This window comes from Acidimicrobiales bacterium, from assembly GCA_035512495.1.
Taxonomy (GTDB): domain Bacteria; phylum Actinomycetota; class Acidimicrobiia; order Acidimicrobiales; family CADCSY01; genus DATKDW01.
On sequence record DATKDW010000026.1, the window covers coordinates 40679 to 56975 of the forward strand.

At 70.5% G+C, this 16297-nt stretch carries 18 protein-coding genes and 4 tRNA genes; 18 read left to right on the forward strand and 4 right to left on the reverse strand.

The features are described from left to right. Positions 1-12 precede the first annotated feature (12 nt). Positions 13-1980 (forward strand): acetate--CoA ligase, encoded by a 1968-nt coding sequence (gene acs / locus VMN58_03345; GenBank protein ID HUF32231.1) that lies wholly within the window; start codon positions 13-15, stop codon positions 1978-1980. A gap of 76 nt (positions 1981-2056) precedes the next feature. Beyond that, on the forward strand, positions 2057-2908 hold the full coding sequence (locus VMN58_03350; protein HUF32232.1) for a M48 family metalloprotease: 852 nt from the start codon (positions 2057-2059) through the stop codon (positions 2906-2908). A 3-nt stretch (positions 2909-2911) separates the two neighbouring features. Here the strand turns inward: VMN58_03350 and VMN58_03355 are convergent, their stop codons facing one another. After that, positions 2912-3247 (reverse strand): hypothetical protein, encoded by a 336-nt coding sequence (locus VMN58_03355; GenBank protein HUF32233.1) that lies wholly within the window; start codon positions 3245-3247, stop codon positions 2912-2914. A 175-nt stretch (positions 3248-3422) separates the two neighbouring features. On the opposite strand from VMN58_03355, the gene VMN58_03360 reads away from it, so the two are divergent. Beyond that, on the forward strand, positions 3423-4295 hold the full coding sequence (locus tag VMN58_03360; GenBank protein ID HUF32234.1) for a M23 family metallopeptidase: 873 nt from the start codon (positions 3423-3425) through the stop codon (positions 4293-4295). A 36-nt stretch (positions 4296-4331) separates the two neighbouring features. Here VMN58_03360 and VMN58_03365 read toward each other — a convergent pair whose 3' ends face one another. After that, a complete protein-coding gene (locus VMN58_03365; protein ID HUF32235.1) occupies positions 4332-4820 on the reverse strand; it encodes a YajQ family cyclic di-GMP-binding protein in 489 nt (162 codons plus the stop codon). Between the two features lie 25 nt (positions 4821-4845). On the opposite strand from VMN58_03365, the gene VMN58_03370 reads away from it, so the two are divergent. Beyond that, positions 4846-4927 (forward strand) — tRNA-Tyr (locus tag VMN58_03370). A gap of 58 nt (positions 4928-4985) precedes the next feature. Here the strand turns inward: VMN58_03370 and VMN58_03375 are convergent. Next, complete coding sequence (locus VMN58_03375; GenBank protein HUF32236.1) at positions 4986-5522, reverse strand: GNAT family N-acetyltransferase; 537 nt, start codon at positions 5520-5522, stop codon at positions 4986-4988. A gap of 77 nt (positions 5523-5599) precedes the next feature. Here VMN58_03375 and VMN58_03380 point away from each other — a divergent pair. From VMN58_03380 to rplL, 12 genes are all read left to right on the forward strand, one after another. After that, a tRNA-Thr gene (locus VMN58_03380) sits at positions 5600-5672 on the forward strand. A 5-nt stretch (positions 5673-5677) separates the two neighbouring features. Next, a tRNA-Met gene (locus tag VMN58_03385) sits at positions 5678-5751 on the forward strand. A gap of 40 nt (positions 5752-5791) precedes the next feature. Continuing rightward, positions 5792-5953 carry a 50S ribosomal protein L33 gene (gene rpmG, locus VMN58_03390; protein HUF32237.1) on the forward strand — a complete coding sequence of 54 codons (162 nt, stop codon included), beginning with the start codon at positions 5792-5794 and terminating at the stop codon, positions 5951-5953. A gap of 65 nt (positions 5954-6018) precedes the next feature. Further along, on the forward strand, positions 6019-6600 hold the full coding sequence (locus tag VMN58_03395; GenBank protein ID HUF32238.1) for a sigma-70 family RNA polymerase sigma factor: 582 nt from the start codon (positions 6019-6021) through the stop codon (positions 6598-6600). Then, entirely contained in the window at positions 6590-6952 is a 363-nt protein-coding gene (locus VMN58_03400) for a hypothetical protein (protein HUF32239.1), read from the forward strand. Before VMN58_03395 ends, VMN58_03400 begins: the two co-directional genes overlap by 11 nt. A 180-nt stretch (positions 6953-7132) precedes the next feature. Next, positions 7133-7206 (forward strand) — tRNA-Trp (locus VMN58_03405). A gap of 71 nt (positions 7207-7277) precedes the next feature. Beyond that, complete coding sequence (gene secE / locus VMN58_03410; protein HUF32240.1) at positions 7278-7574, forward strand: preprotein translocase subunit SecE; 297 nt, start codon at positions 7278-7280, stop codon at positions 7572-7574. After that, a complete protein-coding gene (gene nusG, locus VMN58_03415) occupies positions 7571-8419 on the forward strand; it encodes a transcription termination/antitermination protein NusG (GenBank protein ID HUF32241.1) in 849 nt (282 codons plus the stop codon). The genes secE and nusG overlap by 4 nt, the downstream gene beginning before the upstream one ends. Before the next feature lie 87 nt (positions 8420-8506). After that, positions 8507-8935, forward strand: a complete 429-nt coding sequence (gene rplK / locus VMN58_03420; GenBank protein HUF32242.1) for a 50S ribosomal protein L11 — start codon at positions 8507-8509, stop codon at positions 8933-8935. 238 nt (positions 8936-9173) lie between these two features. Further along, positions 9174-9893 (forward strand): 50S ribosomal protein L1, encoded by a 720-nt coding sequence (gene rplA, locus VMN58_03425; GenBank protein HUF32243.1) that lies wholly within the window; start codon positions 9174-9176, stop codon positions 9891-9893. 215 nt (positions 9894-10108) lie between these two features. Further along, the gene (gene rplJ, locus VMN58_03430; protein HUF32244.1) at positions 10109-10885 is read left to right on the forward strand and encodes a 50S ribosomal protein L10; all 777 of its coding nucleotides are present in this window, start codon (positions 10109-10111) and stop codon (positions 10883-10885) included. Positions 10886-10888: 3 nt separating this feature from the next. After that, on the forward strand, positions 10889-11272 hold the full coding sequence (rplL, locus tag VMN58_03435) for a 50S ribosomal protein L7/L12 (protein ID HUF32245.1): 384 nt from the start codon (positions 10889-10891) through the stop codon (positions 11270-11272). A 165-nt stretch (positions 11273-11437) separates the two neighbouring features. Here rplL and VMN58_03440 read toward each other — a convergent pair whose 3' ends face one another. Beyond that, complete coding sequence (locus VMN58_03440) at positions 11438-12196, reverse strand: RNA methyltransferase (protein HUF32246.1); 759 nt, start codon at positions 12194-12196, stop codon at positions 11438-11440. A gap of 237 nt (positions 12197-12433) precedes the next feature. Here VMN58_03440 and VMN58_03445 point away from each other — a divergent pair, with 237 nt between their 5' ends. Together VMN58_03445 and VMN58_03450 are read left to right on the forward strand one after the other, a co-directional pair. Continuing rightward, complete coding sequence (locus VMN58_03445) at positions 12434-16066, forward strand: DNA-directed RNA polymerase subunit beta (protein HUF32247.1); 3633 nt, start codon at positions 12434-12436, stop codon at positions 16064-16066. A gap of 18 nt (positions 16067-16084) precedes the next feature. After that, a partial coding sequence (locus VMN58_03450; protein ID HUF32248.1) for a hypothetical protein occupies positions 16085-16297 on the forward strand: 213 nt, incomplete at its 3' end.

The following is a 16297-nucleotide window of genomic DNA, read 5'->3' on the forward strand; positions in this document are numbered from 1 at the left end:
AGGGGGACGGCGATGACCGACCAGAGCAGCAGCGACGCCATCGAGGTGTTCGGCCTCGAGGACCGGACCTTCCCGCCGCCGGCGGCCTTCCAGCAGCGAGCCCTCGTCACCGACGCCACCCTCTACGACGAGGCCGACGACGACTGGCAGTCGTTCTGGGCCCGTCAGGCCGCCGAGCTGCTCACGTGGCGCAAGGAGTGGCACACGGTCCTCGACTGGGACCTCCCCTTCGCCAAGTGGTTCGTGGGCGGGCAGCTCAACGTGAGCGAGAACTGCCTCGACCGCCACGTGGAGGCGGGCCGTGGTGACAAGGTCGCCTTCCACTGGGAGGGCGAGCCGGGCGACACCCGCACCATCACCTACGCCGACCTCCTCGACGAGGTGCAGCGCTTCGCCAACGTCCTCAAGGGCCTCGGGGTCGCCAAGGGCGACCGGGTCAACATCTACATGCCGATGATCCCCGAGCTTGCGGTGGCCATGCTCGCCTGCGCCCGCATCGGCGCCCCGCACTCGGTGGTGTTCGGCGGTTTCTCGGCCGACTCGCTGTCCGATCGCATCAACGACGCCGAGGCGAAGGTCCTCGTCACCGCCGACGGTGGCAACCGGCGGGGCAGCGTCAGCGCCCTCAAGCCCAACGTCGACGTGGCCCTCGCCGACACACCCACCATCGAGCACGTGGTCGTGGTGCGCCGCACCGGCCAGGACGTCCACATGGAGGACGGCCGCGACCACTGGTACCAGGACCTGATGGCCGATGCCGAGGCCACCTGCCCGCCCGAGCCCATGGATGCCGAGGACCTCCTCTACCTGCTCTACACCTCGGGCACCACGGCCCGGCCCAAGGGGATCATGCACACCACGGGCGGCTACCTCACCCAGGTGGCCTTCACCCACAAGTACGTCTTCGACCTCCAGCCCGAGACCGATGTCTACTGGTGCGCGGCCGACATCGGCTGGGTCACCGGCCACAGCTACATCGTCTACGGACCGCTGGCCAACGGCGCGACCTCGGTGATGTACGAGGGCACCCCCGACCACCCCGGCAAGGACCGCTTCTGGGACATCGTCGAGCGGTACGGGGTCACCACGCTCTACACCGCTCCCACCGCCATCCGGACCTTCATGAAGTGGGGGACCCAGGAGCCCGAGCGCCACGACCTGTCGTCCCTGCGCCTGCTGGGCAGCGTCGGCGAGCCCATCAACCCCGAGGCGTGGATGTGGTACCACACCCACATCGGCGGCGGACGGTGCCCCATCGTCGACACCTGGTGGCAGACCGAGACCGGCGCCATCATGATCTCGCCCCTCCCGGGCACCACCACCACCAAGCCGGGCTCCGCCACCTTCCCGCTGCCGGGCATCGAGGCCGAGGTGGTCGACGACGCCGGTAACCCCGTGCACAAGGGCGGCGGCTACCTCACCCTCACCCGCCCGTGGCCCTCGATGCTGCGTGGCATCTACGGCGATCTCGAGCGCTACCGCGAGACCTACTGGAGCCGCTTCGGGGGCCGCTACTTCGCCGGAGACGGTGCCAAGACCGACGACGACGGCTACCTGTGGCTGCTCGGCCGGGTCGACGACGTCATGAACGTCTCCGGCCACCGGGTGTCGACCACCGAGGTCGAGTCGGCCCTCGTCGACCACCACCAGGTGGCGGAGTCGGCCGTCGTCGGGGCGAAGGACGAGACCACTGGCCAGGCGATCGTGGCCTTCGTCACCGTGAAGGGCGACGTCACCTCGAGCGACGAGCTCGGCCAGGAGCTGCGGGCCCACGTCGCCACCAAGATCGGCCCGACCGCCCGCCCGAAGACGATCATCTTCACCGACGACCTGCCCAAGACCCGCAGCGGCAAGATCATGCGCCGGCTCCTCAAGGACGTGGCCGAGGGCCGCGACCTGGGCGACACCACCACGCTGGCCGACCCGGCGGTGGTCGAGGAGATCCGCAAGCGGGCCACCACCGCCCCCCAGGAGGACTGACCCCGGGAGCCACGTCCCCGGCCGGTATCCTGGCTCCTGCGCACGCCCCCCTCGCGCGCAGGAGACGAAAGGGACGATGCACAACAACACGTTCAAGACGTTCGTGCTGCTGGCCGGGCTCGCCGGCCTCTTCGTGGTGATCGGCGGCGCCTTCGGCGGCGGCTCCGGGGCCACCATCATGCTGGTCGTGGCCATCGCCATGGTCGGTGGCTCGTACTGGTTCTCCGACAAGCTGGCCATCAAGGCCGCCAAGGCGGTGCCGGCCAGCGAGGCCGAGTACCCCGAGTACCACGCCATCATGCGCGAGCTGACCCAGGCGGCGGGCATGCCGATGCCCCGCCTGTACGTGACCCCCGACCTGCAGCCGAACGCCTTCGCCACGGGCCGCAACCCCGAAAACGCGGCCGTCGCGGTCACCCGTGGGATCATGGAGATCTGCACGTGGGACGAGCTCCGCGGCGTGCTGGCCCACGAGATCAGCCACATCGGCAACCGCGACATCCTCATCGGGTCGGTGGCGGCCGCCATCGCCACCGCCATCACCTACCTGGCGTTCATGGCCCGCTTCGCGGCCATCTTCGGCAGCGGTGGCCGCGACCGCGACAGCAACCCGATCGCTCTCCTCGCCACCGCCCTCCTCGCCCCCGTCGCCGCCGGGATCCTCCAGATGGCCCTGAGCCGCAGCCGCGAGTTCGAGGCCGACCGCACCGGGGCCCGGCTCATCGGCGACGGCGAGGCGCTCGCCCGCGCCCTCGAGAAGCTCGAGGCGGGGGCCCGTCAGATCCCCATGGACGTCCAGCCCAGCCAGGCCCAGGCCTACATCGTGAACCCCCTCACCGGGCGAAAGGTGCAATTCGCCACCCTCTTCCGCAGCCACCCCAGCACGGCCGACCGCGTGGCCCGGCTCCGCAGCGGGGCCTGGCAGTAGCCGTCACCGGGCCGCGCCCCGCGCCCAGAGCAGGGCGGCGGGTTCGCTCCGTGGCATCCGGGGGAAGGTCCGGGCCCCTCCAACGTCGAAGCCTTGATTGCACATGAACCCGTCGAACCCTCGTCCCAGCAGCTCTGTGCGCCGCCGTTCACTCGCCGTGGTCGCCTCAGGCGTCGTCGCGCTCGTCGTGGCGACGGCCGTGGGCGCCGCCGCCCAGGTCGAGCTGCCGCCGCTGGAGACCACGACGACGTCGTCCACCACGACCACCACGTCGACGACCACCACGAGCACCACGACGACGACGGCCCCGCCCTCCGACGACGGGCTCCTGACCCCCACGTCCCCGCCCCCCCCGGAAGAGGAGGAGCCGTCGCCCTCCGCTTCGGACGACGACTCTGGCTCCTCCCCGTCTGAGGACGGGTCCACGAGCCAGACCCAGGATCCCGATGGAGGGCCGCCGCCAGCGGGCGCAGGCGAGTTCCCCGACCACCTGCAGGCCCTGCGTGACTCGGTCGTGCGCACGCCGGCCACCAACACCGCGGCCCTGCTCGAGGCCCTCCAAGAGCTCGAGCAGTTCGGCGTGAGCATCGAGGACGCCGCGGTGATCGGCTTCGGTCGCTTCCCCGTTGGCGGCCAGGCGTCGTACTCCCACGACTGGTGGTTCCCCCGGTTCGGCCCCGGCTGGCGCCTCCACGAGGGCACCGACATCTTCGCCCCGATGGGCACGCCGGTGCGCGCGCCGGTCGACGGCACCATCCGGATCACCGACGGCGGCCTCGGCGGGCTCTCGGTGTACGTCGACCAGCCCGACGGCACCTACTGGTACCTGACCCACCTCTCGGGCATCGGCCCCGGGATCGAGATCGAGAGCAGCGTGGTGACCGGACAGGTGGTGGGCTACGTCGGCAACTCCGGCAACGCCCGGACCACCCCGCCGCACCTCCACATCCAGATCCACCCCCGTGGCGGCCGCCCGATCGACCCCAAGCCTGTCCTCGACAAGTTCATCAGCGACGCCCTGGCCGCCGTGCCCGAGCTGGTGGCCGCCTACGCCGCCGCCGCGGCGGCCGGCAACCTCGACGACACCGGCAGACCCGCGGTGGAGGTTGCGACCCCGGCCGCCGTCGAGCTGCCCGAGCCCGACGACCTCGAGCTCGGACCCCCTCGCTCCGCGCTGCTGTGGGCGTCGTCGGTCAGCCCCACCGGAGGCGCGCTCCAGCTGGCCGAGGCCGAGGCAGCGCGGGCGGCCGCCAACATCGACTGGGTGTCGCTGGCCAGCGTGCAGCTGGCCGCGCGGGCCGACCGGGCCGACGTCGAACGCGAGGTCAACGCCTGGTTGCGCCCCCTCCTGCCGCCTGCCCTGGCCTTGGTCGTCCTCGAGGGCTGATCCGACCGTCCTGCCGCGGCTTCCCGCCGACGGTGGTCAGTCGCGGAAGTTGTTGAACTGCAGCGGCAGCTCGATGTCGCTGGCCTTCAGCTCGGCGATGACCCCCTGCAGGTCGTCGCGCTTCTTGCCCGTGACCCGGACGGAGTCGCCCTGGGTGGACGACTGGACGCCCTTGAGGCCCATGGCCTTGATGCGCTTGTTGATGTCACGGGCGTTGTCGGCCGAGATCCCCGACCGGAGGGTGACGACCTGGCGGACCGCCTGGCCGGACGCCTCCTCGACCTTGCCCCAGTCGAGGGACTTGAGCGAGAGCTTGCGCTTGACGAACTTCTCCTCCAGCACCTGGCGCAGCGCCCGCAGGCGGTCCTCGGAGCCGGCACGGAGGGTGATCTCGTCCTTGCCGAGCTCGAGCTCGGTGCCCGTGTCCTTGAAGTCGAAGCGGGTCGACACCTCGCGCTGGGCCTGGTCCACCGCGTTGCGGACCTCCTGGCCGTCGATCTCGGACACGACGTCAAAGCTCGGCATGCGCTCAGGGTAACGTTGCCGCCGAGGGTCGGTACCCAAGCGGCCAAAGGGAGCAGACTGTAAATCTGCCGGCTCAGCCTACGGAGGTTCGAATCCTCCCCGGCCCACCCTCGGACCCGACGGCGGCCACGAGGGCCGCCGTCGGCACCGGATCGTGCCCAGTCGTCAGCCCAGCAGGCGCTGGAGCACCACCACGTCGAGCCACTGGCCGAACTTGCGGCCGACCTCGCGCTCGGTGCCCACGACCTGGAAGCCGTGCCGGCGGTGGAGGGCGATCGAGGCTTCGTGATCGCCGACGATGCGTGCCATGACGGCGTGGAACCCGTGGGCGGTGGCGGTGGTCATCAGCTCGGCGACGACGGCATCGCCCACGCCCCGGCGGTGCCGGTCGCGGCGCACGTAGACCGAGCTCTCCACGGTGGTGGCGTACGCCGGGCGCTCCTTGTAGGGGGAGAGGGCGCCGAAGCCGACCACCTCCACGTCGCCGGCCGGGCCCTCCTCGGTGGCGACCACCACGGCGTGGGCACCGGAGCGATCCGAGAGCCACGCCCGCTGCTCGGCCGGGCTGCGGGGCACCAGGTCGAAGGTGACGGTCGAGGTCGTGACCTCGAGGTTGTAGATCGCCCGGATGCCCTCGGCGTCATCGAGGCGAGCCTGGCGGATCAGCACGGCGTCGACCATACCTACCGTCGTGGCGGCCACCGGGCGATTCTCAGGCGGTCAGGGCCAGCCGCTACCATGTCGAGCCGGCCGCGCCTGCGGCCGAGCACCAAGCACCCGCCCCCTTAGCTCAGTCGGCAGAGCGTTTCCATGGTAAGGAAAAGGTCGTCAGTTCGATTCTGACAGGGGGCTCGCCCGGCGGCGTAGCTCAGTTGGTGAGAGCGCTCGGCTCATAATCGAGAGGTCGCCGGTTCGAGTCCGGCCGCCGCTACCGGCCCGGCAGGGCACCACATCCGCAGGAGAGGAAAACGATGGCCAACGAGAAGCGTGTCGCGGTGACGCTCGCCTGCGAGCAGTGCAAGCGCCGCAACTACATCACCACCAAGAACAAGTCGAACCAGCGCGAGCGGATCGAGATGAAGAAGTACTGCCGCTGGGACCGCTCCCACACCGTCCACAAGGAGACCCGCTAGGGGTCACCGTGGCTCCCATCGTGCCGGCGCGTAACCGTCAGCCCCTCCCCGAGGTCGGAGGATCGATGGTTGCAGCGCGGGCTGCCCTCGTCGACGCTGCTCGTGGCGGCGACCGGGCCGCCTTCGACGAGTTGGTGCGGGCGACGTCAGCAGAGACGTACACCCTCGCCGTCAGGCTCGTCGGCGATGAGGAGGATGCGAAGGACGTGGTCCAGGAGACCTACCTGCGGGCTTACCGGGGCCTCGCCCGCTTCCGGGGCGACGCCCAGTTCAGCACCTGGCTGTACCGGATCACCGCCAACTGCGCCGCGACCCACCTCGGCCGGCGGCGCCGGCACCGTCACGACCCGCTCCCCGACGACGACGTCGTGGTCGACATCGACCCGAGCCACGATCCCGAGGCCCGGGCCGACCTGGCCGCCGACCGCGACCTTCTCACCGCCGCCCTGGCCGACCTGCCGCCGCGGCTGCGGGCCGTCATCGTGCTTCGCGACATCTACGACCTGCCCCACGAGGCCATCGCCGCCGAGCTGGGGATCTCCACCTCAGCGGCCAAGGTCCGCTTGCACCGGGCCCGGCGGAAGCTCCGTGAGGAGCTCTACCCGCGGCCCGGAGCCCACGACGGGGAGGCCGCCCGTGCGGTGTGACGACCTGGCCGACCTGCTGGCCGCATCGCCCGATGGTCTGCACCTCGACGACCGCCGTACCCGTCGCCACGTCGAGACCTGCCTGCCCTGCCAGGCCGAGCTGGCCCAGTACCGCAAGCTGATGCGGGCCCTGCGGTCGCTGCGGACCGAGGTGCTGCGACCGGCGCCCGGGCTCGTCTCTGACGTGCTGGCCTCGCTGGAGGAGGCGGGGGACCGTCACGCCGTGCGGGGCATCCTTCACGGCCGCACCGTGGCCTACGTCGGCGGGATCGCCGTCGCCACGGCGGCGGCGGCCGGTGCGGGGGCCGTGGTCCTGGCCGCCCGCCGCGGCCGCCTGCGCCTCGCCGGTTGAGGGGCTCACGGGGCCCGTCGCCGAGCGGGGCCTTCCCACCGCCTCCGCAAGCTCCGGCGGCGGGCCCCTTCCCTCGGCGCCACCCGCTCGCTTCCGGTTGAGCGGTCTCGGCCTTCGGCCGGGGCCCTCTTGGCCGACGGGGGGCGTTGGAGGGGTCGGTGCTATCGTGGCTGCGTCCTTAGGGCAGTAGCTCAATTTGGCAGAGCACCGGTCTCCAAAACCGGCGGTTGGGGGTTCGAGTCCCTCCTGCCCTGCGCAAGCGGGCACCGATCACCCCCGGGTGCCCGCACGTCACCAGCCGAGAACGGGTGCCGACCACATGGCCATGAACCGAGAGACCAAGCGGATGCTGCAGCGCCAGGGCGAACTCGGCCCCGACGGCGAGCCGGCGCGCCCCAAGGGCCAGCAGCGCCCGGGCGGTCGCCCTCCCAAGGAGCGAACCGGGCCCAAGCAGTACGTCCGGGAGGTGCGCGGCGAGCTCCGCAAGGTCGCCTGGCCCCACCGGGACGAGGTCGTCCGCTACTCGATCATCGTGCTGTTGACCCTGCTGGTCCTCACCGCCTTCATCTTCGCCCTCGATTGGGCGTTCGCCCGAGCCGTCTTCTTCCTCTTCGATTCGTGAGCACCGTGCCTGAACCCCTGCAGACCACCACCACCTCCGATGGCGACGAGGAGGCCGCCGCCGTGCTCGGCGCGGCCGCCGAGTCCGCCGAGCCCGGGGTCGAGACCCCCGAGGGCGAGGCGAGCGTGCTCGCCGACAGCGAGGCCGATGCCGACACCGATGCCGACACCGATGCCGACACCGACACCGACTCGGTGGGCGATGCCCCGGCCGAGGCCGACGAGGTCGCTGCCGAGGTCATCGACGCCGAGGACCTGATCGAGGAGGCGCCCCCCCGCAGGCGCGAGAGCCCCTACGACCGGCCGGGCGACTGGTTCGTGGTCCACACCCAGTCGGGCTACGAGAAGAAGGTCAAGACCAACCTCGAGAGCCGCATCTCGTCGATGAACATGGAGGACTCGATCTTCGAGGTCGTCATCCCCATGGAGGACGTCGTCGAGTTCAAGAACGGCAAGAAGGTCGTCGTTCAGAAGAAGGTCTACCCGGGCTACCTCTACGTGCGCTGCTTCCTGGAGGAGCGCTCGTGGGACGTCATCCGCAACACCCCGGGCGTCACCGGCTTCGTCGGTCTCGGCGCCAAGCCCGTGCCGCTGTCCCGCAAGGACGTGGAGTCGGCCCTCACGCTGCCCGACGAGGACGACCTCGAGGGTCCGGCGAAGCGCCAGCGCCCCCGCCTCGAGTACGAGGTGGGCGAGAGCGTGCGGGTCAAGACCGGCCCGTTCGCCGACTTCTCCGGCCAGATCGCCGAGATCAACGAGGACCAGCTGAAGGTCAAGGTCCTCGTCAACATCTTCGGCCGGGAGACCCCCGTCGAGCTCGAGTTCGCCGAGGTCGCCAAGCTCTGACCCCCGTGGCGGCGAGCCGGGTTGCCCCCGTGGCCCGCCGCCCGCCACACTTGCCCGTTCGCCCCAACGTGACTGAGTAGGAACACCATGGCCAAGAAGAAGGTCGCCGCCGTCGTCAAGATCCAGATCCCGGCTGGCGCCGCCACCCCCGCACCCCCCGTCGGTACCGCCCTCGGCCCCCACGGCGTGGCCATCATGGACTTCTGCAAGGCGTACAACGCCGCCACGGAGGCCCAGAAGGGCACGATCATCCCCGTCGAGATCACCATCTTCGAGGACCGGTCGTTCACCTTCGTCACCAAGACGCCCCCCACGGCGGTCCTGATCCGCGACGCCATCAAGCTCGACAAGGGCTCGCAGAACCCAGGCAAGGAGCAGGCGGGAACGATCACCGACGCCCAGATCACCGAGATCGCCCAGACCAAGATGCCCGACCTCAACGCCAACGACCTCGAGGCCGCCAAGCTCCAGGTCGCCGGCACCGCCCGCTCCATGGGCGTCAAGGTCGCCAAGTAAAAGAAAGGTGTCTGAACGACTGCGGAGGAAGTTCTGCTCCTCGTTCGGCCTTCGAAGGCGCAAGTTCGTCTGAGAGGTCTGCGGACGAGGAGCAGAACTTGTGCAGCAGTTGAGCAGACGCCCAGCCCTTGACAATCGCAAGTTCAGCAGCAAGCGCCCCTGAGGGTCCACCTCGCCCCGGGGCGCGACCAGCGGCCATCCGGCCCTGGCACCACCCACCACCCGAGGGAGCCACACCATGGCGCGAGGAAAGAAGTACCGCGACGCAGCCCGTCGCTTCGACATCGAGAACCTGCACAGCCCGGTCGAGGCCATCGAGCTCGTCCGCACGCTGGCGTCGGCCACGTTCGACGAGACCATCGAGGTCGCCATCCAGCTGGGTGTCGACCCCCGCAAGGCCGACCAGCAGGTGCGCGGCACCGTGGCGCTGCCCGCCGGCACCGGCAAGGACGTCCGCGTGGCCGTCTTCGCCACCGGTGACGCCGCCGCCGCCGCCCGCGAGGCGGGCGCCGACCACGTCGGCGCCGAGGACCTCGTCGCCGAGGTCGAGGGCGGCATGCTCGACTTCGACGTGGCCATCGCCACGCCCGACCTGATGGCCCAGGTGGCCCGCCTCGGTCGCGCGCTCGGTCCCCGCGGCCTCATGCCCAACCCCAAGACCGGCACCGTCACCCCCGACGTGGGCCGGGCGGTCACCGAGTTCAAGGGTGGGCGCGTCGAGTACCGCACCGAGCGCCAGGGCGCCAACGTCCAGGTGCCGATCGGCAGGGCCAGCTTCAGCTCGGAGGCACTGCTCTCCAACTTCCGCGCCGTGATCGACGAGCTCATGCGCGTGAAGCCCGCCTCGGCCAAGGGCCGCTACATCAAGCGGCTGGCGGTGTCGTCCACCATGGGGCCCGGCATCAAGATCGATCCGGCCCGCCTCCGGGCCGAGGTCGTCGAGGCCGCCAACATCTAGCTGGCCGACCTCGCTGGCCGGGCCCGGTTTGGTGCCCGTGTCGCTGGGGCGTCTAGCCTGACCGCCACAACCGATCTGCTCGCCGCAGACATCCGGTGCGCCTGCGGGCGCCGAAGGGGCTCCGGCCCGCCTGACGAGGCGAACTCCTGGCACACGCACTCGGTGCACCAGGGTTCGTGCCTGCGCGAGCCCTGAGTCGCAACATCGAGGTGTGCATGGACGAGAACGGAGCGGGCCGCCACGGCTCGCCGAGGGCCGAGAAGGTCGCTGTGGTCGACGAGGTGCGCGAGCGCCTGTCGTCGTCCACCGCCGTCCTGCTGACCGAGTACCGCGGCCTCAAGGTCAGCGAGCTCGCCGAGCTGCGTCGTTCGGTGCGCGCCGCCGGTGGCGACTACAAGATCTACAAGAACACCCTCGTCCGCTTCGCGGTCGACGAGCTGGGGGTCGACGGCGTCGGCGACCTGCTCGTCGGGCCCACGGCCATCGCCTTCGTGGAGGGCGACGCCGTCAACGTGGCCAAGGCGCTGCGCGACTACTCGCGCACCAACCCGAACCTCGTGCTGAAGGGCGGCCTGCTCGGCGACCGGTCCATCACCGCCGACGAGGTCACCGCCCTCGCCGCCGTACCGCCCCGCGAGGAGCTGCTCGCCCGTCTGGCCGGCGGCCTCGCCGCCCCGCTGCAGGGCTTCGCCGGGCTGCTCCAGGCCCTGCCCCGCAACCTGGCCTACGGCATCAAGGCCCTCATCGACCAGGGCGGCGCCCCCGGCGCCCCCACCGACGCGGCCCCCGCCGAGACGGCCCCGGCCGACGAGGCAGCGGCCGAGACCACCGAGGTCGCGGCCGACGCCGTGGCCGACGCACCCGAGAACGCTGCTGAGGCACCCGCCGAGGCCGCACCCGAGAACGCTGCTGAGGCACCCGCCGAGGCCGCGCCCGAGACCGAGGCGGCACCCGCCGCCGAGGCATCCACCGAGTCGCCCGAGGAGGCGTAGCAAATGGCAACCAAGGACGAGATCCTCGACGCGATCTCGAACATGACCGTGCTCGAGCTGTCCGAGCTGCTCAAGGACTTCGAGGAGAAGTTCGGCGTCACCGCAGCGGCCCCCGCGGCCGTGGCCGCGGCCCCCGCTGCCGGTGGCGGCGGTGGTGGCGAGGACGCCGTCGAGCAGGACGAGTTCGACGTGATCCTCACCGCCGCAGGCGACAAGAAGATCCAGGTCATCAAGGAGGTGCGCTCGCTGACCAGCCTTGGGCTGAAGGAGGCCAAGGACCTCGTCGACGGCGCGCCCAAGCCCGTGCTCGAGAAGGTCACCAAAGAGGACGCCGAGAAGGCCAAGACGGCCCTCGAGGGCGCCGGCGGCTCCGTCGAGGTCAAGTAGCACCAGACATCACGAGCGGGTAGCCTTCGCCTCGGCGAACGTTGCCCAACCCGCAGAAGAGCCGGCCGTCAGGCCGGTTCTTCCGCGTTTTGGTCTCGGTGACCGCGGGCCGTCTGGGCGGTGGTCGCCGCCGCGACCGGATCCACCGCCCAGAGCCACCGTCGGTCAGGTCAGGCGGCGGCGGACGAGCTCGTAGGCGACGACGGCGGCGGCGCTGGCCACGTTGAGCGACTCGACGCCATTGTGGAGGGGGAGCGAGAGCCAGGTGCCGACCCGCTCGGCCACCACCGGCGAGACGCCCACGGTCTCGTTGCCGAGCACGAAGACCGCCCGGTCGGCCAGCTCGGTGTCGTAGATGGTGGTGGCGTCGTCGCCCCGGAGGCCGTAGACGGCGAAGCCGGCGGCGGCGAGCGCCTCCACGCCGGCCAGGGCGGTAGGGCAGCGCTGGATGGCGGCGTCGAAGGCCACCCCGGCCGACGCCTTGATCACCAGCGGGCCGACCTCGGGGGAGCCAGCCTGGGGGAGGACCAGGCCGTGGAGGCCCGCAGCGGTGACGGTCCGCACGATCATGCCGACGTTGGCCGGGTTGGTGACCCCGTCGAGGAGGACGACCGACGCGGGGGCCCCGGGCCCCAGCCGCGCCAGCCACGCCTCGAGGTCCTCGAGGGCCGGGGCCGCGACCTCGGCGACCACGCCTTGGTCGTGGCGGCCGTTGCCCGAGATGCGGGTCACCTTCTCCGGCGCCACCCGGGTGACCTTGAGGCCCCGCCGGGCGGCGGCAGCGAGGATGTCGTCGACCGAGTCGCCCCGGGCGGTGCGGGCGACGAGCACCCGGCGCACCGCCACCCGGTCGTCGTCGAGGGCCTCGAGCACGGGCATGCGCCCGAACACCGTCACCACCTCGGAGGCACCCGTACCGGCCACGGCCCGGACGGTAGCGGTCGGGGATCGTTGACGGATGTGCCACACCCGTCGTACCCTCTCGCTGTCCGACGGCACGGCCGTCCGGACCGGCTCCGGCCGTCCGGGGTTGCGACCGTCGGGGTCCCCCGGTAGGTTTGCTCTGCCGTGCCCGCGCCTGCTCGTCCTTCGGTTCTCTCGTTTGCGACCCTGCGCGCCTGCCGGTTCCCTCTGCCGATCCGCCTCTGAGGAGCTGTCGCGTTGCCTTCTCGCCCTGCCGTCCGGGACCGCTACTCCTTCGCAAACCTCGATGAGGTCTTGGAGCTCCCCGACCTCATCAGCATCCAGCGCTCGTCGTTCGAGTGGTTCCTCCACCAGGGGCTGGCGGAGACCTTCCGCGACATGAGCCCGATCGAGGACTTCAGCGGCTCGCTGCGCCTCGAGCTCGAGTTCGACCCCGACGACGAGGACCTGCGCCCCCCGCCGAAGTTCAGCGTGGAGGAGTGCAAGGAGAAGGACATGACCTTCTCCGCCCCGATCTTCGTCCGGGCCCGCTTCATGAACGCCACCACCGGCGAGATCAAGGAGCAGACGGTCTTCATGGGGGACTTCCCGATGATGACCGACAAGGGCACCTTCATCATCAACGGCACCGAGCGCGTCGTCGTCTCCCAGCTCGTGCGCTCACCCGGCGTGATCTTCCAGCCCGGTGAGCGGTTCCGGCTCCGCAACCTGGCCAAGCACCAGCTCGTCACCGGCACCATCCACCCCTACCGCGGCGAGTGGATCGAGTTCGACGTCGAGCAGAAGCCCGGCAAGGACGTCACCGCCGGCACCCGCGTGGCCCGCAAGCGCCGCCTGAGCCTCTTCACCCTGCTGCGCGCCCTCGGCTACGACGAGGAGAACCACCCGGGCCTGCTCGACCGGGTGGTGCGCCACTTCGACTTCCTCGAGGGGCAGTGGGAGAAGGACAAGGAGGTCGCGCCGACCCAGGAGGAGGCGCTGATCGAGATCTACAAGCGCGCCCGCCCCGGTGAGCCGCCCACCCCCGACGCCTCGCGCAACTACTTCGAGAACGCCTTCTTCAACCCGAAGCGCTACGACCTCTCCCGCGTCGGCCGCTACAAGCTGAACCGCAAGCTCGGTCCCGAGGTCGCGCACCTTCAGGACCTCTTCGGCCTCACCGGCGTCGACCTGCCCGACGCCGACCAGTCGACGCTGTCGCGCATCGAGGTCTTCGCCGCCACCACCTACATGCTGAACCTGGCCAACGGCGAGCCCGGCTACCGCCTCGACGACCAGGACCACTTCGCCAACCGCCGCATCCGCAGCGTCGGCGAGCTGATCCAGAACCAGGTCCGCATCGGCCTCTCCCGCATGGAGCGCGTCGTGCGCGAGCGCATGACGACCCAGGACGTCGAGGCCATCACGCCGCAGACGCTGATCAACATCCGCCCGGTCGTGGCCGCCATCAAGGAGTTCTTCGGGACCTCCCAGCTGTCGCAGTTCATGGACCAGGTGAACCCCCTCTCGGGCCTCACCCACCGTCGCCGCCTCTCGGCCCTCGGCCCCGGCGGCCTCTCCCGCGAGCGGGCCGGCTTCGAGGTGCGAGACGTCCACTTCTCGCACTACGGCCGCATGTGCCCCATCGAGACCCCGGAGGGGCCGAACATCGGCCTCATCGGCGCCCTGTCGACCTTCGCCCGAGTCAACTCCTTCGGCTTCATCGAGTCGCCGTACCGCAAGGTCATCAACGGCAAGCTCACCGACGAGATCGTCTACCTCGCCGCCGACGAGGAGGAGGACTACGTCGTCGCCCAGGCGAACACGCCGGTCAACCCCGACGGCACCTTCGTCGACGCGAAGGTGCTCGTGCGCCGCAGCCCCCAGGCCGCCTCGCTGTCGGACCTCAAGCTCCAGCTCGAGCGCGACGTCTTCTTCGGCGCCACCACCGAGATCAGCGCGGTGCCGCCGGCCGAGGTCCAGATGATGGACGTCTCGCCGAAGCAGATCGTCTCGGTGGCCGCCGCCCTCATCCCGTTCCTCGAGCACGACGACGCCAACCGCGCCCTCATGGGCGCCAACATGATGCGCCAGGCCGTGCCGCTGGTCCGGGCCGAGGCGCCCTTCATCGGCACCGGCGTCGAGGCCCGTGCGGCCCGCGACGGCGGCGACATGGTCCTCGCCCTCGGCAAGGGAACCATCACCGAGGTGTCGGGCGACCACATCATCGTCGAGTACGACCGCGGCCAGACCGACGTCGACGGTCGCGAGCTGGGCCGCACGGTCGAGCGGCTCTCGAAGTTCCGCCGCTCCAACCAGGACTCGTGCATCAGCCAGCGCCCCCGCGTCGTCGCGGGCGACAAGGTGGTGGCCGGCGACCTCCTCGCCGACGGCCCGTCCACCGACGGTGGCGAGCTGGCCCTCGGCAAGAACCTCCTCGTGGCCTACATGCCCTGGGAGGGCTTCAACTTCGAGGACGCCATCATCCTCTCCGAGCGCCTCGTCACCGACGACGTGCTCACCTCGATCCACATCAAGAGCCACGAGATCGACGCCCGCGACACCAAGCTCGGGCCCGAGGAGATCACCCGCGACATCCCCAACCTCTCCGAGGAGATCCTGAAGGACCTCGACGAGCGCGGGATCATCCGGGTCGGCGCCGAGGTCGAGCCCGGCGACGTGCTCGTCGGCAAGGTCACGCCCAAGGGCGAGACCGAGCTCACCCCCGAGGAGCGCCTGCTGCGGGCCATCTTCGGCGAGAAGGCCCGCGAGGTCCGCGACACCTCGCTCAAGGTGCCCCACGGCGAGTCCGGCAAGGTCATCGACGTCAAGGTGTTCAGCCGCGACGAGGACCACGAGCTGCCACCCGGCGTCAACCAGCTGGTCCGGGTCTACGTCGCCCGCCGCCGCAAGATCAGCGTCGGCGACAAGCTCGCCGGCCGCCACGGCAACAAGGGCGTCATCTCCCTGATCCTGCCGGTCCAGGACATGCCGTTCATGGCCGACGGCACCCCCGTCGACGTGATCCTCAACCCCCTCGGCGTGCCCTCCCGCATGAACGTGGGCCAGGTGCTCGAGGCCCACGTCGGCTACGCCGCCCGCTGGGGCTGGGACCTCAGCGGCGACGGCAAGGTCGACGTCGGCGACGAGCCACTGCGCGGAACCGAGACCAAGACCCGCCCGAGCAACACCGCCTCCTCCCTGGTGTCGACCCCCGTCTTCGACGGCGCCCACTGGGACGAGGTCGGCCGCGCCGGGAAGCACCCGACGATCAAGAAGATCTTCGGGGCGCTGCACCCAGAGTCGCCCTACGAGGAGTACGGCGAGGGCGGCCGGATGATCGGCACCGACGGCAAGGCCACGCTCTACGACGGCCGCTCCGGCATGCCCTACGACAGCCCGGTGATGCTCGGCTACGTCTACATCCTGAAGTTGGCCCACCTCGTCGACGACAAGATCCACGCCCGCTCGACCGGCCCGTACTCGATGATCACCCAGCAGCCCCTCGGCGGGAAGGCCCAGTTCGGTGGCCAGCGCTTCGGCGAGATGGAGGTGTGGGCCCTCGAGGCCTACGGCTCCGCCTACTGCCTCCAGGAGCTGCTCACCATCAAGTCCGACGACGTGCTCGGCCGGGTGAAGGTCTACGAGGCCATCGTCAAGGGCGAGAACATCCCCGAGCCGGGCATCCCCGAGAGCTTCAAGGTGCTCATCAAGGAGATGCAGGCCCTGTGCCTCAACGTCGAGGTCCTCTCCACCACCGGTGAGGAGATCGAGATGCGCGAGCTCGACGAGGACGTGTTCCGGACCGCCGAGGAGCTCGGGATCGACCTGAGCCGCCCCGAGCGAGGGTCGGACGAAGAGGACGCACGACGCGAAGCCGCCAGGCCGTAAGGGAAGAGGGACTCACAAGTGCTCGACGTCAACAACTTCGACCAGCTGCGGATCGGTCTGGCCACCGCCGACTCGATCCGCACGTGGTCCAACGGCGAGGTCAAGAAGCCGGAGACCATCAACTACCGCACGCTCAAGCCCGAGAAGGACGGCCTCTTCTGCGAGAAGATCTTCGGGCCGACCAAGGACTGGGAGTGCTACTGCGGCAAGTACAAGCGCGTCCGGTTCAAG